The sequence below is a fragment of the Nocardioides xinjiangensis genome, assembly GCF_017916455.1.
In the GTDB taxonomy this organism is placed as follows: domain Bacteria; phylum Actinomycetota; class Actinomycetes; order Propionibacteriales; family Nocardioidaceae; genus Nocardioides; species Nocardioides xinjiangensis.
In genome coordinates, this window is sequence record NZ_JAFMSY010000002.1 from 249,060 (window position 1) to 269,158 (window position 20,099).

Genomic DNA, 20,099 nt, shown 5'->3' on the forward strand with positions numbered 1-20,099 from the left:
ACGACGGTCACGACGGTCGAGCGTACGACGCCGCGGGCGCTCAGGCCTGCCGGCCGGGCGCCTGCGCGACGGCCTTCTCGGCGGCGGCCAGCAGCACGCAGGTCGCCACGGCCTCCATGGCGGCGGTGACCTCGGCGACCGGCGGCATCGTGGGGGCCAGCCGGATGTTGGTGTCCTCGGGGTCGCGCTTGTAGGGGAACGACGACCCGGCCGGGGTCAGCGCGACACCGGCCGCCTTCGCGAGCTCCACGACCCGGCTCGCGGTGCCGGGGACGACGTCGAGGTTGACGAAGTAGCCGCCCGTCGGCGTGTTCCACGTCGCGACCCCCCGCCCGCCGAGCCGCTCGGTCAGCACCCGGTCGACCTCGGCGAACTTCGGCGCGATGATCTCGCGGTGCTTGACCATGTGGTCGCGCACGCCCTGGGGCGAGCCGAAGAACTCGACGTGGCGCAGGTGGTTGACCTTGTCGGGGCCGATCGACCCGTTGCCGAGGTGCCCGAGGTACCAGCCGACGTTCGCCGTCGAGGCGGCCAGGAACGCGACGCCGGCGCCGGCGTAGGTGATCTTCGACGTCGAGGCGAACATCACGGGGCGGTCCGGGTGGCCCGCGGCCGAGGCCAGCGTGAGGATGTCGGCGCTCTTGGCCTCGTCCTCGGTGAGGTGGTGCAGCGCGTAGGCGTTGTCCCAGAAGATCTTGAAGTCCGGTGCGGCCGTCGGCATCGCGGCGAGCCGCGCGGCGACGTCCTGGCTGCAGACCGCGCCCGTCGGGTTGGCGTACGTCGGCACGACCCACATCCCCTTGACCGACGGGTCGTCGGCGACGAGCGCGGCCACGGCGTCGGCGTCGGGGCCGTCGTCGTTCATCGGCACGGTCACCATCTCGATGCCGAGGCTCTCCAGCAGCGTGAAGTGCCGGTCGTAGCCCGGGACCGGGCACACGAACCGGACCTTCTCCTCCTGGCCCCACGGCCGCTCGGAGTCGACGGCACCGAACAGCACCATCCAGACCAGGCACTCGCGCATGATCGACAGGCTGGAGTTGCCGCCAGCCACCAGCTGGTCGGGCTCCACCCACAGCAGCTCTGCGAACATCTCGCGGAGGTCGGCCAGCCCCTCCAGTCCGCCGTAGTTGCGGACGTCCACGCCGCGGGAGTCCTTCGTGGTCGTCGGCAGGCGCAGCAGCGCGTCGGCGAGGTCCAGCTGCTGCGCGGACGGCTTGCCGCGCGTGAGGTCGAGCTTCAGCCCGGCCGACGTGAGGTCCTCGTAGGCCGCGCGCTGCTCCTGCAGCAGGGCGGCGAGGTCGTCGGCGGACAGGTCGGCCAGCGCAGTCGCGTTCACGCCCTGAAGGCTACCGAGGACCGGCGCCCCGGCCGCCGCCCGTCCGGTCCTCAGGCAGGGGTGCGGAAGGTGCGGCGGTACTCCTGCGGGCTGACCCCGCGCGAGCGGCCGAAGTGGTGGCGCAGCGTGGCCGCGTTGCCGAAGCCGACCTCGGCGGCCACCCAGTCGATGGAGTGGTCGGTCTGCTCCAGCAGCTCCTGGGCCGCGCGCACCCGCTCACCGAGGATCCAGCTGTAGGGCGTGGTGCCGGTCTCCTCCTTGAAGCGGCGGGCGAAGGTGCGCGCCGACATGTGCACCTGCTTCGCGAGCGTCCCGACGTCGAGCTCCTCGCCGAGGTTCGCGCTGATCCAGGCCAGCAGCGGCGCCAGCGCCTCCGACTCGCACACCGGGACGGCCCGGGCGATGAACTGCGCCTGGCCGCCGTCGCGGTGCGGCGGCACGACCATCCTGCGGGCGGTGGTCGCGGCGACCTTGGCGCCGAACTGCTGGCGCATCACGTGGAGCGCCGCGTCGAGGGCCGCCGCCGATCCGGCGCCCGTGACGATCGAGCCGTCCTGGACGTAGAGCACGTCGGGGTCCACGACCGCCTCCGGGTAGCGTGCGGCGAGCTCGGCGGCGTACCTCCAGTGGGTGGTGCAACGGCGTCCGTCCAGCAGCCCGGCCTCCCCGAGCATGAACGTCGCGGAGCAGTGCGCGAAGAGCATCGCGCCGCGCGCGTGGGCGGTGCGCAGCAGCTCCGAGACCTCCGGGGAGGTGCCGCGGTGGTCGCTCTTCGGCGCCAGGCAGATGAGGTCGGCGTCGACCGCCGCGTCGAGCCCGTGCTCGACGTGGAGGTCGAAGCCCGCGCGCGTGCGCAGCCGGCCCGGTCGCGGCGTCACGACGGTGAAGTCGAAGACGGGATTGTCGTCCTCAGGGTGGTAGGGCTCGGCCCACACCTCGCAGAGGGCGCCGAGGCCGAAGGGCTCGGGACGTTCCTGGACGACGACCGCGACCTTCTTCATGGACGACAGCGTGCACGACGCGTGGCAGTAAATCAACTCACCGTGTCATTCCTGCCACTGGTGGCAGGAAGTGTCTGAGCGAATGATTGCTGCCATGACCACCATCCTGCTCCTCCTCGTCCTCGCCGCGGGCATCGCGGTGCTGGTCGGGTACGCCCGTCACGACCGGTTCGCCGGCCCCTCCTCCGTCGTCCACCTCCGTGACGACCTCGGTCCCGTCGAGGACCGGCTGCACCTGGTCCCGCGCGCGTGACCCGACGGCAGGGCGGCGCATGCACTGCGTGCGGGCGCCGTTCTGGCGTGCACCCGACGACTTTTGCTTGACCTGAGGCAAAAGTCGGGCCTAGCGTGATCGCCGTCACAGGACCGCACGCCTGTGGTGCCCCACTCGAACTCGGCTTGTGGAAGGCCCTCTCCATGCACCAGCGGTCACGCCTGCTCCCCGTCTCCCTGCTCTCCGCGCTCACCGGCCTCGCGCTGGCGCTCGGCCTCACCGTGCCGGTCGCGGCCGCGGTGCCCGACCCGGTGCCACGACCCGCCTCCGGCTCCGCCGCCGGTGCTGCCGACGACTCCGCCGGCACGACCACGGGCACGAGCACGGGCAGGACCACGGGCGAGTCCACGGGCAGGACCACGGGCACGACTGCTGGCACGTCCGCCAGCGACTCGGCCGGCGGCGCCGCCGCGGACGCGCCCGACCTCTCGAAGTTCCAGAAGGTCGTCCTCGGGCAGGGCACCGGGCTCGGCGAGGTGATGGAGCTGACCGTCGCCCCTGACGGCCGGGTCTTCTTCATCACCCGCGCCGGCGACATCTCGATGTACGACCCGACCGACGGGAGCATCGAGATCATCATGAACAACCCGAGCCTCGGCGTGTGGAGCGGCCTCGAGGACGGCGGGCTCGGCATCACGCTGGACCCGGAGTTCGCGACCAACAACTGGATCTACGTCTACTACGCACCGCTGCCCGCCTCGCACAACGCCAACCGGCTCTCCCGCCTGACCGTCGAGACCAGCGCCAGCGGCGAGACGTTCATCGACAAGTCCTCGGAGAAGGTCGTCCTCGAGGTCGGCACCCAGCGCAACGTCTGCTGCCACTCCGCCGGGTCGCTGCAGTTCGGCGACGGCGGGGTCCTGCACCTCGCCACGGGCGACAACACCTCCTCCTCCGACAACGACGGCTACTCCCCCCACGACGAGCGCCCCGGGCGCTCCGACTACGACGCCCAGAAGTCCTCGGCCAACACCAACGACCTGCGCGGCAAGATCCTGCGCGTCATCCCCCGCAACGACGACGCTGGCGACGTCGACCCCTCCCCCGGCGACGGCATCTCCTACGACATCCCCGAGGGCAACCTGTTCGGCGAGGGCGGCGCCTACCCGACCGCCCTCCACCCCGACGCCGACCCCGCCAGGACCCGGCCCGAGATCTTCGCGATGGGACTACGCAACCCCTACCGCCTCGGCGTCGACGCCGACACCGACGTCGTCTACTGGGGTGAGGTCGGCCCGGACTCGCGCGTCAACAGCCCCAACCGCGGCCCCCGCCACTTCGAGGAGTTCAACCGCACCGACGTCGCCATGAACGGCGGCTGGCCCTACTGCGGCGGCGAGGTCGGCGACGACCTGACCAACATGGACTTCGGCGGTGCCTACGTCGACTGGGACTTCGTCGCCAACCGCTACCGCACCAACCCCGACGGCTCGCCGAAGCGCTTCCCGTGCAACGACCCCGACGAGATGGCCGACGTCAACGACTCGCCCAACAGCACCGGCCTGCGGACGCTGCCGCCGATGACCGACGCGTGGATTCCGTACTCCGACGTGGGCCCGTACAAGTACTCCGCCGTCCAGGGCTCGACCCCGACCGGCGGCCAGGTCTACCGGCAGTCGCAGAACACCGCCGCCAAGGAGACCGCGTTCCCGGCGCACTACGAGGGCTCCTACTTCATGTCGGAGATGAGCCGCGGCTGGATCAAGGAAGTCCGCATGGACGCCGCCGGCAACATCGTGGCGGTCAACGACTTCATGAGCGGCTTCGTCGCGCCCGGCGACCTCGAGTTCGGTCCCGACGGCTCGATGTACGTCCTCGAGTACGGCACCGGGTTCTTCTCCGGCTCGCCGCAGACCAAGCTCGTCCGCATCGACTACGCCATCAACGGCTCCGCCCCGGTCGCCCGGGCCGGCGCCGACGTGACGGAGGGCGACGCCCCGCTGTCGGTGGAGTTCACCAGCGCCGGCACGAGCGACCCCGACGGCGACGCCGTGACCTACGCCTGGGACCTCGACGGTGACGGCGACACCGACTCCACCGCGGCCAACCCGTCGTACACCTACGAGACCGCCGGCGACTACACCGTGCTGCTCACGGTGACCGACTCGACCGGCAAGACCGCGACCGCGCAGGTCGTGGTCAATGTCGGCAACACCGCGCCCCGGGTGCGGATCGAGCTGCCGGCCGACGGCGGCTTCTACGCCTCGGGCGACGACATCCCGTTCGTCGTCGACGTCCAGGACGCCGAGGAGACCGTCGACTGCTCCGAGGTCGTCGTCCAGGAGGGTCTGGGCCACGACATCCACGTGCACCCCAACCTGTCGGTCAACGGCTGCGCGGGCACGATCCGCACCGCCGCCTCCGCCGACCACGGACCGGACGCCAACACCTACGGCGTGCTGATCGCCACCTACCGTGACGGCGGCGCGAACGACGGCGCCAACGCGCCCCTCTCGGGCAGCGACACCGTCATCCTCCAGCCCAAGCTGCGCCAGGCCGAGCACGCGACCAACCGCCAGGGCGTGGGCTACACCGGCTACGACGACAAGTCCGGCACCCGCCCCGGCGGCGGCGGCCTGATCACGGGCATGGGCAACGGCGACTGGGTCATGTTCGACCCGATGAGCCTGGTCAACATGACCGACGTCTCCGTCCGCTACTCGGGCGGACCCCAGGCCGGCGCAGCCGTGCAGCTGCGGGCAGGCGCCGCCGACGGACCGGTCGTGGCGACCGTGCCGCTCGACGGCGGCACGCAGGGCCAGTACTTCTACAAGACGGTCAGCGCCCCCATCACCGCACGGGACGCCGACGCCGGCGGCCGCCCGCTCTTCTTCGTCTACTCGGGCGGCGGGGAGATCAACTTCGACGAGCTCAGCGTCGAGGGACAGGGCGTGGCGGGCAACACCTCCCCCGTCATCACGTCCGCCACCGCGACCCCGGGCGACGGTCTGGCGCCGCTCGACGTCGACTTCGCCGTGGAGGCGAGCGACCCCGACGGCGACGACATCACCTATGCGTGGGACTTCGGGGTCGAGGGCACCGAGGACGACACGGCCACGACTGCCACGGCGTCGTGGACCTACCCCGAGCCCGGGACGTACACCGCGACCGTCACGGTCGAGGACGAGACGGGCAAGACCACGAGCAAGGCGGTCGAGGTGATCGTCCGCCAGCCCTGCGCCGCCCCGCCGACGCCCGACGAGGGCTACGAGCTGCTCTTCGACGGCACCGACCTGTCCGCCTGGAAGCAGGCGGGCCCCGGCGGCTTCACCGTCGAGAACTGTGCCCTGACCAGCTCCGGCGGTCTCGGCCTGCTCTGGTACTCCGAGCGCACCTTCGACGACTACGTGGTCAAGCTGCAGTTCAAGCTGTCGGACGACGGCGACAACTCCGGCGTGTTCACGCGGTTCCCCGACCCGGGTGAGGACCCCTGGGTGGCGGTCGACCACGGCCACGAGATCCAGATCAAGGAGGGTCAGCCGGGCGACGAGCCGCAGAAGACCGGCTCGGTCTACAACTTCGACCGGGAGGACAGGCGCAACGCCCGGCCCCTCGGGGAGTGGAACGACTACGAGATCCGGGTGAGCGGTCAGACCTACACGATGACCCTCAACGGGCAGGTCGTGAACGAGTACACCTCCGACGGCTCGCGCGGCACCGGCGGCTACATCGGCCTGCAGAACCACGGCGACGCCGACGAGGTGAGCTTCCGCAACATCCAGGTCAAGGAGCTCGAGGTCCAGGAGCCGTTCGTCAACACCCTCACGGCCGACCCGGTGCGCGGCGGGGCGCCGCTCACGGTGGACTTCACCGCGACGGGCATCGACCGGCAGGACGACGCCATCACCTACGAGTGGGACTTCGGTGACGGGTCCGACCCGGTGACGGGCGGCGCGGAGGTCTCGCACACCTACAGCGACGGCGGCACCTTCACCGCCCGCGTGACCCCCGTGGACGCCGAGGGCAACCGAGGTCTGACCCGGGAGACCGAGGAGATCACCGTCCTGGTCGACCCGGTGGCCACCGCGACGGCGACGCCGCGCTGCGGCGTGCTGCCGCTCGAGGTCGAGTTCGACGCCTCCGCGACCGACCCGCAGGACCAGGCCGTCACCTGGAGGTGGGACTTCGGCGTCGAGGGCACGGACGACGACACCTCGACCGAGAAGTCGCCGACGTGGACCTACACCGAGGCCGGCGAGTACACCGCGACCGTCACCGCGACCGACCCCGACGGCAACACGGGCACCAGCCCGGTGCGCATCGAGGTGCTCGCCGACGGCGAGTGCCGGCCGGTGGCCGACCTGTCGGAGCTGTTCAACAACGACGGCATCTCGACCGACGCCAACCCCGGTGACGGCAACTTCGACGGCGGTGGCTGGTCCTTCGCCGCCGAGCTCCTCCCGCCGGCGGTGCAGCCGGACGGCGGGCCGGTGCGCCTCAACGGCGTGGACTACGACTTCGGCAGCCCGGCCGACGGCCAGCTGAACAACGTCGAGGCCGACGGCCAGGTCATCTCCCTGCCCACCGGCACCTACGACGAGCTCAGCATCCTCGCCACCGCCCACAACGGCGACGTGCAGGAGCAGGGCACGCTGACCTACAACGACGGGACGACCGCGCAGGTGCCCCTGCGCTTCACCGACTGGGCCGTCACGCCGAAGTTCGGCGAGGAGATCGCGATCGACATGCCGTACCGCCACAACGGCGGCGGCGACACCTCGCCACGGGTCATGATCTTCACCCAGCGGGTCGCCCTGGAGGCGGGCAAGCAGCCCGACACCCTGACCCTCCCGGTCAACCCGAAGCTGCACGTCTTCGCGGTCTCCGGCGTCCGCGCCGAGGGCCCGCCCCCGCCGTGCGAGCAGCCGCAGCGCTCCGACGAGTTCGACGACACCGAGCTCCTCGACAACTGCCACTGGACGGTGCGCCGTCCCGACGAGACGGCGTACGACGTCTCCGGCGGCGCGCTGCACCTGACGGCCCGCCCGGGTGAGTACAACGACACCAGCAACGTCATCACCCAGGATGCCCCGGACGGCGCGTGGACGGCGACGACGAAGCTCACGTGGGACCCGACGGAGGCGGGCCAGCAGGCCGGTCTCGTGGTCGCCGGCAGCGGCGGCTCCGGGTTCGCCAAGCTCACGTTCGTCGACAAGGGCGACGACAACGAGTGGATCGAGTTCCTCAAGTCCTCCAGCCCGAGCAACAACGACTTCCAGTTCTCCGGCAACTGGAACACCGGCGGCGGCAGCTTCGACGGGCCCTTCCTGCCCGACGACTTCCCCACCACGTTCTGGCTGCGGTTCACCTCGGACGGCACCGAGCTGCGCGGCTCGTACTCCACCGACGGGCAGCAGTTCGTGCAGGTGGGCGACCCCCGCACGCTCGCCGGCATCACCAACCCCCGCGTGGGCGTGATGGCGCTGAAGGGCGGGGCCCCGGGCAACCCGGTCGCGCACTTCGACTTCTTCCGCTGGTCCGGCCAGCAGCAGGGCGAGGCCCCGACCGTCTCCGCGTCCGCGGAGCCGACCTCGGGCACCGCCCCGCTCACGGTCGCCTTCAGCAGCGAGGGCACCGACCCCGAGGGCGGCGAGCTGGAGCACGCCTGGGACTTCGGGGTGGACGGCACGCAGGACGACACCGCCGCCACCGCGGACGCGTCCTGGACCTACACCGAGCCGGGCACCTACACCGCGACCGTGACGGTCACCGACCCCGACGGCCAGACCGCCGAGGACACCGTCGAGGTCGTGGTCGAGGAGCCGGCCGAGACCCGCACCTGGGTCGTCGACGCGGTGGACGAGGCGCGGGGCAACTACTGGCGCTCCGCCGACACGGGCACGTCGACCGTCACCGTCGAGGTCGGCGACACCGTGGAGTGGCAGTTCGACCAGGCCACGATGGGCCACGACCTGACCTCGCTCAACTCCGGCACCGCGTGGCAGCCCGAGCTGCAGGAGTACCGCAACCCGGGCGGCGAGCCGGTGCGCTACACCTTCACCAAGCCCGGGACCTACGAGTACTGGTGCAGCATCCACGGCGCCACCATGCGCGGCACCGTCATCGTCGAGGAGCCGGCGGCGGACAACCAGCCGCCCACGGCCGACCCGTTCGTCGACCCGCGCCAGGGCTCCGCGCCGCTCTACGTCCACTTCGAGGCGAACGCCACCGACCCGGACGGCGACGACCTGACCTACCTGTGGGACTTCGGGCAGGGTGACGGTCCGTCCGACCAGTCGACGGCCGCCCACGCGCACGTCACGTACGCCGACCCCGGCTCGTACACCGCGACCCTGACCGTCAGCGACGGCGAGGGCGGGACGTACGAGGAGGAGTTCGAGATCACCGTCACCGGTGAGGCGCCACGTGTCACCGCCACGGCGACCCCGACCAGCGGCCGGGCCCCGCTCGTGGTGGGCTTCAGCGGGACGGCGGAGGACGACCAGGGCGGAGCCATCACCTACCAGTGGGACTTCGGTGACGGCACGTCCTCGCAGGCCGGGCCGAAGCCGCTCGCGTCGCACACCTACACCGAGCCGGGCACCTACCAGGCGAGGCTGACCGCGACGGACGAGGACGGCAACACCGGCTCGGCCACGGTGCAGATCGACGTGGAGTCCCTGCCGGAGATCGAGGCCACGGCCACGCCGGCCACCGGCGAGGCCCCGCTCGAGGTGCAGCTCGACACCACGGTCGTGACCGAGGGCACGTTCTTGGCGTTCGCCCACGGCCTCCACGCCTACCCCGACGCCGCCGGCACGGCCTCCATGGTCCGCTCCCGAGGGACCACGGTGACCACGATCGACGTCACGGGCGTCAAGCCGAACGCCCCGCACATGGTGCACGTGCACGAGCGGGCCTGCGGTGACGCGAACGGTGGGCCGCACTTCCGCTTCGACGAGACCCTGCCCTACTCGGAGGAGAACGAGATCTGGCCGATGTTCACCGCGGACGCCGACGGTGCCAGCGGGGAAGTCGTGGTGACGAGCACGCAGCGTGCCGGCGCCAAGGCGAGGTCGATCGTGGTCCACGACCCCGACGACGGCTCGCAGCGGATCGCGTGCGTCGACCTGGCGCCCAGCACCGCCGGGCTGACGTACGCCTGGGACCTCGGCGACGGCACGACCGCTGAAGGCCCCAGCCCGACCCACACCTACACCGAGCCCGGGACCTACCGGGCAACGGTGACCGTGGGCAGCCAGGACGGCACCGACGAGGTCACCTCCTCGGTGGAGATCGTCGTCACCGGCGACGACCCGACCGACCCGACGGCCCCGGGAACGGGTGACACCACTCCCCCGGACACGACCGTCACCGGCGGTCCGACGGGCGCGGCGCGCGGACCGGCGGCGACGTTCACCTTCGCCTCCTCCGAGCCGGGCAGCACCTTCGAGTGCAGCCTCGACGGGAAGGCCTGGACGGCCTGCGCGTCGCCGGCGACGTTCACCAAGCTGGCGCAGGGCGAGCACGAGCTGAGGGTCCGCGCGACCGACAGGGCCCGCAACACCGACGCCAGCCCGGCCGTGCGCACGTGGACCGTCGACCGCGGCAAGCCGAAGGCACGCCTGGTGTCGGGCACGGAGCCGACGCGGGACCGTACGCCCACGGTGCGCGTGCGCATCAGCGACCGCCACGACAGGCTGCGGTCCGGCGACGTGAAGGTGCGCTTCGACGGCCGGGCCGCAGCCAGAGTGCGGGTGAGCCGGAGGGGCATGCTGGTCGCGACGTCGAAGGCGCTCGCCCCCGGCAGGCACCGCGTCCTGGTGACGGTGCGTGACGAGGCGGGCAACTCCCGCACCGTCCGCTGGTGGGTCCGCGTCCTGCGCTGATCCGAGCGCGGCCCCGCACCCGCCGGGCCGGCGGGTGCGGGGCGTCGCGGCCCTACGCCTCCCAGACGCCTCGCACCTGGTCGACCAGGTCGGCCGACTGGCGCAGGCCCGCCTCGGCTGCGACCGCGCGCTTGGACGGGTCCAGGAGGTTGCGCCCGAACGCCGCCAGCGCGTCTGCGTCCGGGGTCACCACCGACCAGGCGCGCGGGGCCACCCGTTCGAGCTGCGCGCGGATCGAGGCCTTCTTGCTGATCGCGCGCGGCAGCGGGGCCAGCACCACCACTCGCTCGGCGCCGCGCGCGACGTCGACGTTGGCCGTCGAGCGCATGCCGCCGTCCATGTAGGTCCGGCCGGCGATCTCGACGGGCGGCCACACCGTCGGCACCGCGCAGCTCGCGGCCACTGCCGCGACGAGGTCGACGCCGGACGCGGGGGTGAACACGGTGAACTCGCCGCTGGCGGTCTCCACCGCGGTCACCCGGAGGTCGCGGTCGGGCCAGTCGCGCACCGGCAGGCGCGAGCGGATGACGCCCTCGCGGTCGGCGCTGCCGGGGGCGTGCGACGCCACGGCCACGCGCCCCACCCGGGCGAGCTTCGCCCGCCCGCTGCCGGGCAGGGCGTACGGCGGCACCAGCTTGAGCGCCGCGATCCGGGACATCCGGCCACCGAGCTCGGCGTCCGCGGGCTCGAGCTGGGTGGCGTAGAGCTCCTCGAGCGGTTGGCCGTTGGTGACCTGGGCGCCGACGACCGAGCCGGCCGAGGTGCCGACCACGATGTCGGCCCCGGTCAGGTCGACGCCTGCCTGTGCGAGGCCGTGGAGGATGCCCAGCTCCCACGCGATGCCGGTGATCCCACCGCCGCCGAGGACCAGGGCCGAGGTGCCGCTTCCTGTCATGCGCCAGTTCTAGCGGACGCACCCTGACACGACGAAGGCCCGCCGGGGATCCCGGCGGGCCTTCGTGCGAGGTGGTTTCAGCGGATCAGTTGGAGCCGCCGGTCAGCTTCTCGCGGAGCGCCTGCAGCGCCTCGTCGGACGCCAGCGAGCCGCCGGTGTCGCCACCGGTCTCGGCCGCGGTGTCGCCGCCGGAGGAGTAGGACGTGGCCTCGCCGGCCTCGACCTCGGCCTGCTTGGCCTCCTCCTGCTGCTTGACGTGCGCCTCCCAGCGGGCGTGCGCCTTGGCGTACTGCTCCTCCCAGGTGGCGCGCTGCTCGTCGTAGCCCTCGAGCCACTCGCCCGTCTCGGGGTCGAAGCCCTCGGGGTAGACGTAGTTGCCCTGCTCGTCGTAGGTCGCGGTCATGCCGTAGAGGGTCGGGTCGAACTCCTCCACGTCGGCGGCCGTGGCGGTCTCGTTGGCCTGCTTGAGCGACAGCGAGATCCGGCGACGCTCGAGGTCGATGTCGATGATCTTGACCATGACGTCGTCGTTGACCTGGACGACCTGCTCGGGGATCTCGACGTGGCGCTCGGCGAGCTCGGAGATGTGCACCAGGCCCTCGATGCCTTCCTCGACGCGGACGAACGAACCGAAGGGCACCAGCTTGGTGACCTTGCCCGGGACGATCTGACCGATCTGGTGGGTACGGGCGAAGTGCTGCCACGGGTCCTCCTGGGTCGCCTTCAGCGACAGGGAGACACGCTCGCGGTCCATGTCGACGTCGAGGACCTCGACGGTGACCTCGTCGCCCACGGCGACGACCTCGGACGGGTGGTCGATGTGCTTCCAGGAGAGTTCCGAGACGTGGACGAGGCCGTCGACGCCACCGAGGTCCACGAACGCACCGAAGTTGACGATCGAGGACACGACACCCTTGCGGATCTGGCCCTTCTGCAGCTGGGTGAGGAAGCCGTGGCGGACCTCGGACTGCGTCTGCTCGAGCCAGGCGCGGCGCGACAGGACCACGTTGTTGCGGTTCTTGTCGAGCTCGATGATCTTGGCCTCGAGGGTCTGGCCGACGTAGGGCTGCAGGTCGCGGACGCGACGCATCTCCACCAGCGATGCCGGGAGGAAGCCGCGCAGGCCGATGTCGAGGATCAGGCCGCCCTTGACGACCTCGATGACGGTGCCCTCGACGACGCCGTCCTCCTCCTTGACCTGCTCGATGGTGCCCCAGGCACGCTCGTACTGAGCCCGCTTCTTGGACAGGATCAGACGGCCTTCCTTGTCCTCCTTCTGGAGGACCAGGGCCTCGACCTTGTCGCCCACGGTGACGACCTCGTTGGGGTCGACGTCGTGCTTGATCGAGAGCTCGCGCGAGGGGATGACGCCCTCGGTCTTGTAGCCGATGTCGAGGAGGACCTCGTCGCGGTCCACCTTGACGATGGTGCCGTCGACGATGTCGCCGTCGTTGAAGTACTTGATGGTCTCGTCGATAGCGGCGAGGAAGTCCTCTTCGGACCCGATGTCGTTGACGGCCACCTGCGGGGCGTCGCCAGCCACGTCGTAGTGGGCCGGAAGAGAGGAGAGCGTGCTCGTCATGTGGAAGTGAATTCCTTGGATGGGTGGAGTCGTGCGGACGCACGCAGCCGTCCGTTTCACTGGCCCTCCCCGTGACCGGTCGTGGACTGGTCACTGACGGGGGCCCGGCGAGCCCGGGTCCGCTCGGTATGGGAGCCGGGCAGACGACTGGCGCAGCTCGCTAGCCTACGCGTCCCCGGACGCCCGCGTCCAACCGGCGGCGCACGCTCGCCGCACGCTCGCCGCGCCATCGTCCCACGCTCAGCCGCCGACCGGCCAGGCGTGGAGGTCGGCGGTCCGGGCGACGGCCCGGAGGAGTCGCGCGGCGCGGTCGGCGACCGGGTTCTCGCCGGCACGAGCTGCGAGGTCCACCAGGGCCCACAGGTCGGCGGCGCGTGCGCCGTCCAGCAGCGCGGCGGGCTCACCACCGCGGAGGTCGGTCCAGGCGTCCAGCACCGCCTCGACGTACGCGGCGTGGCGCTCGAAGCGCAGCAGGTTGCCGACGTCGGTCCACGGGTGCCCGGCGTGGGCGAACTCCCAGTCGAGGACCGCCGTCACCGCGAGCGACGCCGGGTCGACGAGCAGGTTCTTGGGGTTGAGGTCGCTGTGCACGAGGCAGGCGCGGTCGACCACGTCCAGGCGCTCCTGGGCCACACGCGCCACCTCGACGAGCCCGCGACGCTCCGCCTCGGGCCAGGTCGGCAGCCGCTCCCGCACCCAGTCCACGAGACCGCCGTCGGGGAACCGGCCCACGGAGAGCTCGGCGTCCGCGAACGGGCCGCGCCGGAGCATCGGCATCCCCGCCAGGGTGGCGGCGAGCGTGCCGGTCGCCCGGCCGAGTCGGCGGAGTCCGTCCGCGTCGCCGGCGGCGGTGAGCCGGGCGACGGCGAGGTCGCCGCGCTCCCCCGGCAGCCACGACGTGACGAGGAGCCCCGGCTGCCCGGTGCCGGGGTGCGCGCGGCGCACCTCGACCACCTCCGGCACCGGCACCAGCCCCCGGACCAGGCGCACCACCGCGGCGTCCACCTCGGGCGCCTCCGGACCGCGCCGGTCGTCGGGCGGGTAGAGCCGTACGACGACCCGGTCGCCGGCCGCCTCGCCGAGGAACGTGCGACCGGAGTGGCCGCCGGGCAGCACGGTCAGGGAGGCGTCCGGGGAGGTCACGAGTCGATCGTGGCATGTCCGGCGGCGCAACCTTCGACGAACGTTTTCACCCCAACGGGTAGCGATTTGTGTCACTTGTGCGTGGCCGTGTCGTTGTTCGGGTTAGATCAGCCGTAACGGTTGCGTGGGATTCTCGTGGGTCACGCAGCATCCACATCACCAGGGGGTAGAGATGCATCCACGAACACACCGGTCAGCTGGCCGGCCGAGGAAGGCAGCGGCGGTGGCGATGGCCGTCGCGCTGCCGGCGTCGGTCCTGGCCCTGACCCAGGCGCCCGCCTCGGCGGCGCCACTTCCGGCGCCGTACTCGGCGACCGCCCACGGCGACATCGTCGACCTCGACGTCGACCTGCTCGGACTCGACCTGGCGGGGGTCCAGGTCGGGCACAGCCTGAGCACGGTCGCCAGCACCGCCACCGGCGGCAGCAGCACCGCCACCTCGGCCAACGTCGGCGGGTCGCTCGCCGACACCGGCCTCACGCTGGACGAGCAGACCGCCACGGCCCCGCCGAGCCAGGACCCGGCCGCAGAGACGCTGCTGGCGGTCCCCCTGGCACCGGCGGTCACCGTCGGCGCGGTCCAGGGCGACACGCAGGCGGCCTGGGAGGGTCCGAACGCCTGTGTCCCGGCGAACGCCGACGGGCACCGCGTGCTGTCCGACGCGCGCACCCAGCTCGCCGGCCTCACGCTCGCGTCCCTGCCGGGGGTCGGAACGCTCGCCGACGTGGAGGCGTCGGAGACGCGCACCCGGACCTTCCTCGACGACGCGGGCGCGGGTGGGTCCGACGTGGTCTCCCGCGCGACCACCACCGTCGGCGACATCAGCCTGCTCGGCGACGCGGTGACCGTCGACGTCACCAGCCCGGTCGTCCTCCAGGCGGAGTCCGACGGCACGAACGGCAGCGCCGGCTACCTGAACCCGCCGACGGTCGTCGCGACGGTCGGCGACCAGCGGATCCCGATCCCGACCAACGGCCAGCCGCAGCCGATCGACCTGCCCGTGCTGCTCGACCCGCTGGTCAACCTCTCCATCACGGCGTACCCGGCCGAGGACCTGTCCGCGGGCGCGACAGGCGCGGCGCGGGCGAGCGCCCTGCTGTCCATCGACCTGCAGGTGCTCGACGTCGGGCTCCTCGACGCCGCCGACGTCAGCCTCGACATCGCGCCGATGGCCGTCGAGGCCGTCGCTCCCGAGGGCGGTGTCGAGTGCGGCGCCGTGGACGACCAGGCGCCGGCCGCCCCGGTGATCGTGACGCCGGCCGACGGGTCCACGACGAACGACTCGACGCCGGAGTTCTCCGGCACCGCTGAGCCCGGGTCCACGGTGGTCGTGACCAGCCCGGGCGGCGCCGAGGTCTGCTCCGACGTCGCCGACGCCACCGGCGCCTGGAGCTGCACGCCCGGCCAGCCGCTCCCCGACGGCACCAACCCGTACACCGCGACCGCCGAGGACGAAGCCGGGAACGAGTCCCCGGCGACCACCACGACGTTCACGGTGGACACCTCGACCTCCGTCGACGTGCTGCTGCCGGCCGACGGATCCACGACGACGGACCCGACTCCCACCATCAGCGGGAGCGGCGAGCCCGGCGCCTCGATCGAGGTCACGCAGGGCGGTGCCACGGTCTGCACCACCACGGTCGCGCAGGACGGCACCTGGTCGTGCACGCCGGCACTGCCGCTGCTGCCGGGGGCGAACACGCTGACGGCCACCGCCGAGGACGCGGCCGGCAACACCGCGACCGACACCACGACCGTCACGATCGTGCCCAGCACCGGCGACACCTCGCCGCCGGCGGCGCCCGACATCACCTCGCCGACCCAGGGCGCGACGGTCCAGGACCCGACGCCGCTGATCACCGGCACCGGTGAGTCCGGCGCCACGGTCACGGTCAGCGAGGGCACGACCGTGCTGTGCACCGCCGTGGTGCGCGCCGACGGCACCTGGTCGTGCTCCTCGACGGTCACGCTCCCGCTCGGTCCGCACACCGTCACGGCCACGCAGACCGACCCCAGCGGCAACACCGGTCCCGCCGACTCGGTGACGTTCACCGTCGTGGCCGGCCCCGGTGACACCGACGGCGACGGGCTGCCGGACCAGCAGGAGGTCACGATCGGCACCGACCCGAACGACCCCGACACCGACAACGACGGGCTCAGTGACGGCCAGGAGGTCAACACGACCCACACCGACCCGCTCGACGCCGACTCCGACGACGACGGGCTCACCGACGGGGCGGAGGTCAACGTCCACGGCACCGACCCGAACGACCGGGACACCGACGGTGACGGGATCACCGACGGTCGCGAGGTCGCCGGGGTCCGGATCCGCGAGCGCTTCGAGGTGTGCGGGAAGAAGGCCCGCAACTCGATCGTCGTGCGGACGAACCCGCTGCGCAAGGACACCGACAAGGACGGCCTGTCCGACGGCAAGGAGGTGCGGGGCTACAAGATCAAGCAGAAGGTGAAGACCAGGAAGAAGACCTTCGTGATCGGCATGACCCGTTCCAACCCCACCAGGAAGGACACCGACCGCGACGGCCTGCAGGACAAGGTCGAGATGACCGGCAAGGCCAACAAGCGGTGGGGCAAGGACAAGACCGACCCCACCAAGTGCGACACCGACCGTGGCGGCGTCCGCGACGGCGCGGAGGTCCGGGCGAGGTCCAACCCGGCCGACTGGCGCTCGGGACCGCGTGACCCGCGGATCCGCAGCGGCCGGCTGGCCAACGGCGCCGAGACCTACGGCATCGGCTGAGCGACACGACCGGGACCGGGGTCCCGGGCAGGTGACTGCCCGGGACCCCGGTCCTTCGCCGTCCGGGCACTACGCTCCGGGACGTGGACGATCACCAGCCGCAGTCGGTCCGCGTCGAGCGCAGGGCCGTCTCGGAGCAGGAGTCACGACGGGCCAACGGCCCGGACTGGGACCGGTACGCCGACGAGTACCAGGCCACGCACGGCGCCTTCCTCGGCGACGCGGGGTTCGTCTGGGGGCCGGAGGGGCACACCGAGGACGAGCTGGGCGTGCTCGGCGACGTCGCCGGTCGTGACGTCCTCGAGGTCGGCAGCGGCGCCGGCCAGTGTTCGCGCTGGGTGCGCACCCGCGGCGGACGAGGGTTCGGCCTCGACCTCTCCCACCGCCAGCTCCAGCACTCCCGGCGGCTCGACCAGGAGACGGGCGTGCGTGTCCCGTCGGTGCGGGGCACCGCCACGGACCTCCCGTTCTCCGACGCCAGCTTCGACATCGTCTTCTGCTCCTTCGGCGCACTGCAGTTCGTCAGCGACATCGATGCCGCCCTCACCGAGGTGGCCAGGGTCCTGCGCCCGGGCGGGCGCTTCGCGTTCTCGGTCACCCACCCGACGCGGTGGATGTTCCCCGACGACCCCGGCGAGGCCGGCCTGACCGCGACCCAGTCCTACTGGGACCGCACCCCCTACGTGGAGGTCGACGACGCGACCGGAGTGGTCTCCTACGTCGAGCACCACCGCACGCTGGGTGACTGGGTGCGGCTGCTGGCCGGGCACCGGTTCACCCTCGTCGACCTCGTGGAGCCGGAGTGGCCCGAGGACAACCAGCGGGTGTGGGGCGGCTGGTCACGGGCGCGTGGGCTGCTGACACCGGGCACCGCGATCTTCGTGGCGCACCTGGCGGGCTGACCCGGCGGCCGGAGCCCCCCGGTCGGGGTAGCCTGCGCCATGCGCGCGTCCCGACCCGACCGGCACCCGCGACGCCGTGTGGTGCTGACCGCGCTCGCCGCGGTCGCTGCCGGCACCTGCGCGTGCCTGACCGCGACCCCCGTCGGGGCGGGCACCGCGTCGCCGGCCGCACCCGTCGCGGCCGCCGCCCGAGCAGCCCCCATCGCCGACCGAGACCGTGACGGGCTCAGCGACCGCAGGGAGCTCGGCGCGACCGCCGCGTCGCGCCCGTCGCTCGCCCCGCTCACCACGGCGCTCGCGCGGCGGCGCAGCCAGCCGGTCCGGCTGCTCTTCCTCGGCTCGTCCACCACCTACGGCGTCGGGGCGAGCTCGCCGGCGGCCGGCTTCGTCGACCAGGTGGTCGCGCGGCTGCAGGCGCGCTTCCCGGCGGCCCCCGCTGCGCCGTCGCCCCCGCGCGGCCTGGGCGAGAGCACCGACCGCCCGGACGAGGATCCCGGCGTCCAGGGCATCAACGGCGGCGTGGGCGGCTCGACCGCGGCCACCTACGTCACCGACGCCCACGAGTACGCCGTCCGCGTGCTGCGACCCGCCTGCGTCGTCCACCTGATCGGGTCCAACGACTCCGTCGCCGAGGTGCCGCCCGCGACCTTCGCCACGCAGGTGGAGGCGGTCGTGCGTCGCATCGACGCCGCCAGCGACCGACGGCCGTGCCACGTGCTGCTCCAGCCCGTGCGTCGCTACCAGGTCGACCTCGAGGCGTGGCGGGCCTATCGCGACGCGCTGCAGCAGCTCGCGGTCCGGCTCCCGCGGGCGACCTTCGTCGACCTCGGCAGCACCTTCGAGGCCCACGACGCCCTCGGCGCGGACCCCCACGACCTCATCGGACCGGACGCCGTCCACCTCACCGACGCCGGCCACGCGCTGCTCGCCCGCACGCTCACCGACGCCCTCGCGCTGACGCGCAGGGGACTCGGCACCGGCACCGACCCGCGGCGCGCCGACACCGACCGCGACGGCATCGCCGACGGACGCGAGGTCCGCGGCTACGTCTTGCGCCAGCGCGTGGTCGCCTGTTCCGGAGCGGTGCGCCAGCGCTTCCGGAGCGCGAGCGTCGCCTGGCTCGAAGACACCGACGGCGACGGCCTCGCCGACCGGCAGGAGGCCGGCGGCCACCGGCTCAGGGACGGTCGCGTCGTCCGGACCGACCCGTCCGACGCCGACACCGATGGGGACCGGCGCAGCGACGGCCGCGAGGCCGCGCGCCGAGGGGCGGATCCCACCACGTGCGAGTGACGGCCGGCGGGCCCGACGGCCCGCCGGCCGGGAGGCACAGTCGGAACAGCCTCAGGCGGCGTGCGACGGCGAGCGCCGGCGGAGCATGGCGAGGCCGGCCACGAGCAGCAGCAGGCCGATGACGCCACCCACGATCGGCACCCAGATGCGGATCGCCTTGAGCTGGGTGGCGAGGGCGGAGTAGGTGTCGACGTTGTCGGAGATCGTCTCGGGGTTGTAGCCGATGGTCACGTCGGTCAGGGTCGCGACCTGCTCGCCCTCGTACTCGGCGACGCTGAGCTGGTCCTCCTGGCCGCGGATGATCACGCCGGTCTCCGGCTCGATCCACAAGGTGCGGGTGTTGGAGTAGACGCGGTCGATGGTGACGTCGCCCTCCTCGTCGATGTCGAAGAAGGAGGCGGGAGCGGTGACGGTGCCGACGGTCGTCGCCGGGATCACCTGCTCGAAGCGGTACACCTCGAGCCCCTCGATGGTCTCGACCTCCTCGAACTCGATCTCGGGCGCCTCGCGCAGCGAGCCGTCCCAGAAGCGGTATGTCTTCTTCTCGGTCCGGAAGGGGAACTTGAAGTAGAGGCCCTCGAAGCCGACGGTGTCCTTCACCTCCACGCCCCGGTCGTCGGCCGTCGTGCTGGTGTAGGTGTCGCAGCACTTGACCGTCTCGCCGGTGTGCCGGTCGAAGGCGACCAGGTCGTGGGTGCCGGACCGGGGCGGGTTGTCGGCGCTGATCTCGGCGCCGGGCTCGTCGGTGTAGACCAGGGTCTCCCACACGGCGATGTCGCGGCCGAGCTCGTCGCTGGCCGCCTCCGAGGCCTCGACGTCGCCCACGACGTTGCGGGTCGAGACCAGGTCGACGGTGATCTCCTGCTGGCTGGCGATGTCGAAGATCGTGGCGCCCCGGCCCTCCGAGACCGAGACCGTGTCCTGGTCGAGCGGGACCACGGCCAGCCGGTCGTAGGCGTAGAACCGGGCCAGCAGCGCCACCCCGAGGACGAACACGCCCAAGCCCGTCAAGATGACGCCTAGCTTCTTACCCACCTGTGCTCCCTCGATGTGTTGGTGGTCACGCGACGGCGGAACGTTACC

General features: G+C 72.3%; 11 protein-coding genes. 5 read left to right on the forward strand and 6 right to left on the reverse strand.

Annotated features, from left to right (window positions below; genetic code table 11):
• Positions 1 to 40: 40 nt before the first annotated feature.
• Positions 41 to 1,339: an aminotransferase class I/II-fold pyridoxal phosphate-dependent enzyme gene (locus tag J3P38_RS12160; RefSeq protein WP_210503825.1), complete on the reverse strand. Its 1,299-nt coding sequence runs from the start codon at positions 1,337 to 1,339 to the stop codon at positions 41 to 43.
• A gap of 50 nt (positions 1,340 to 1,389) precedes the next feature.
• Entirely contained in the window at positions 1,390 to 2,340 is a 951-nt protein-coding gene (locus J3P38_RS12165) for a GlxA family transcriptional regulator (RefSeq protein WP_210503826.1), read from the reverse strand.
• A 94-nt stretch (positions 2,341 to 2,434) separates the two neighbouring features.
• On the opposite strand from J3P38_RS12165, the gene J3P38_RS12170 reads away from it, so the two are divergent.
• Both J3P38_RS12170 and J3P38_RS17770 read left to right on the forward strand, forming a co-directional pair.
• Positions 2,435 to 2,593, forward strand: a complete 159-nt coding sequence (locus tag J3P38_RS12170) for a hypothetical protein (RefSeq protein ID WP_210503827.1) — start codon at positions 2,435 to 2,437, stop codon at positions 2,591 to 2,593.
• Positions 2,594 to 2,757: 164 nt separating this feature from the next.
• Entirely contained in the window at positions 2,758 to 10,443 is a 7,686-nt protein-coding gene (locus J3P38_RS17770) for a PKD domain-containing protein (RefSeq protein ID WP_246856052.1), read from the forward strand.
• A 52-nt stretch (positions 10,444 to 10,495) separates the two neighbouring features.
• Here J3P38_RS17770 and J3P38_RS12215 read toward each other — a convergent pair whose 3' ends face one another.
• The 3 genes from J3P38_RS12215 to J3P38_RS12225 form a co-directional block, all read right to left on the reverse strand.
• The gene (locus tag J3P38_RS12215) at positions 10,496 to 11,338 is read right to left on the reverse strand and encodes a patatin-like phospholipase family protein (RefSeq protein ID WP_210503828.1); all 843 of its coding nucleotides are present in this window, start codon (positions 11,336 to 11,338) and stop codon (positions 10,496 to 10,498) included.
• 85 nt (positions 11,339 to 11,423) lie between these two features.
• On the reverse strand, positions 11,424 to 12,920 hold the full coding sequence (gene rpsA / locus J3P38_RS12220) for a 30S ribosomal protein S1 (protein WP_210441112.1): 1,497 nt from the start codon (positions 12,918 to 12,920) through the stop codon (positions 11,424 to 11,426).
• Between the two features lie 240 nt (positions 12,921 to 13,160).
• The gene (locus J3P38_RS12225; protein WP_210503829.1) at positions 13,161 to 14,063 is read right to left on the reverse strand and encodes a phosphotransferase family protein; all 903 of its coding nucleotides are present in this window, start codon (positions 14,061 to 14,063) and stop codon (positions 13,161 to 13,163) included.
• 229 nt (positions 14,064 to 14,292) lie between these two features.
• On the opposite strand from J3P38_RS12225, the gene J3P38_RS12230 reads away from it, so the two are divergent.
• The 3 genes from J3P38_RS12230 (at position 14,293) to J3P38_RS12240 (ending at position 19,016) form a co-directional block, all read left to right on the forward strand.
• The gene (locus tag J3P38_RS12230; RefSeq protein ID WP_246856136.1) at positions 14,293 to 16,821 is read left to right on the forward strand and encodes an Ig-like domain-containing protein; all 2,529 of its coding nucleotides are present in this window, start codon (positions 14,293 to 14,295) and stop codon (positions 16,819 to 16,821) included.
• Between the two features lie 83 nt (positions 16,822 to 16,904).
• Positions 16,905 to 17,723, forward strand: a complete 819-nt coding sequence (locus J3P38_RS12235) for a class I SAM-dependent methyltransferase (protein ID WP_210441118.1) — start codon at positions 16,905 to 16,907, stop codon at positions 17,721 to 17,723.
• 39 nt (positions 17,724 to 17,762) lie between these two features.
• Positions 17,763 to 19,016, forward strand: a complete 1,254-nt coding sequence (locus tag J3P38_RS12240; protein WP_210503831.1) for an SGNH/GDSL hydrolase family protein — start codon at positions 17,763 to 17,765, stop codon at positions 19,014 to 19,016.
• 51 nt (positions 19,017 to 19,067) lie between these two features.
• Here the strand turns inward: J3P38_RS12240 and J3P38_RS12245 are convergent, their stop codons facing one another.
• Positions 19,068 to 20,051 carry a DUF3068 domain-containing protein gene (locus J3P38_RS12245; protein ID WP_210503832.1) on the reverse strand — a complete coding sequence of 328 codons (984 nt, stop codon included), beginning with the start codon at positions 20,049 to 20,051 and terminating at the stop codon, positions 19,068 to 19,070.
• Between the last annotated feature and the right edge of the window lie 48 nt (positions 20,052 to 20,099).

Bases quoted from the DNA above. Each gene is read 5' to 3' on its own strand.
- J3P38_RS12165 (WP_210503826.1), bottom strand. From the start codon at position 2,340: ATGAAGAAGGTCGCGGTCGTCGTCCAGGAACGTCCCGAGCCCTTCGGC.
- J3P38_RS12170 (WP_210503827.1), top strand. From the start codon at position 2,435: ATGACCACCATCCTGCTCCTCCTCGTCCTCGCCGCGGGCATCGCGGTG.
- J3P38_RS17770 (WP_246856052.1), top strand. From the start codon at position 2,758: ATGCACCAGCGGTCACGCCTGCTCCCCGTCTCCCTGCTCTCCGCGCTC.
- J3P38_RS12215 (WP_210503828.1), bottom strand. From the start codon at position 11,338: ATGACAGGAAGCGGCACCTCGGCCCTGGTCCTCGGCGGCGGTGGGATC.
- rpsA (WP_210441112.1), bottom strand. From the start codon at position 12,920: ATGACGAGCACGCTCTCCTCTCTTCCGGCCCACTACGACGTGGCTGGC.
- J3P38_RS12230 (WP_246856136.1), top strand. From the start codon at position 14,293: ATGGCCGTCGCGCTGCCGGCGTCGGTCCTGGCCCTGACCCAGGCGCCC.
- J3P38_RS12240 (WP_210503831.1), top strand. From the start codon at position 17,763: ATGCGCGCGTCCCGACCCGACCGGCACCCGCGACGCCGTGTGGTGCTG.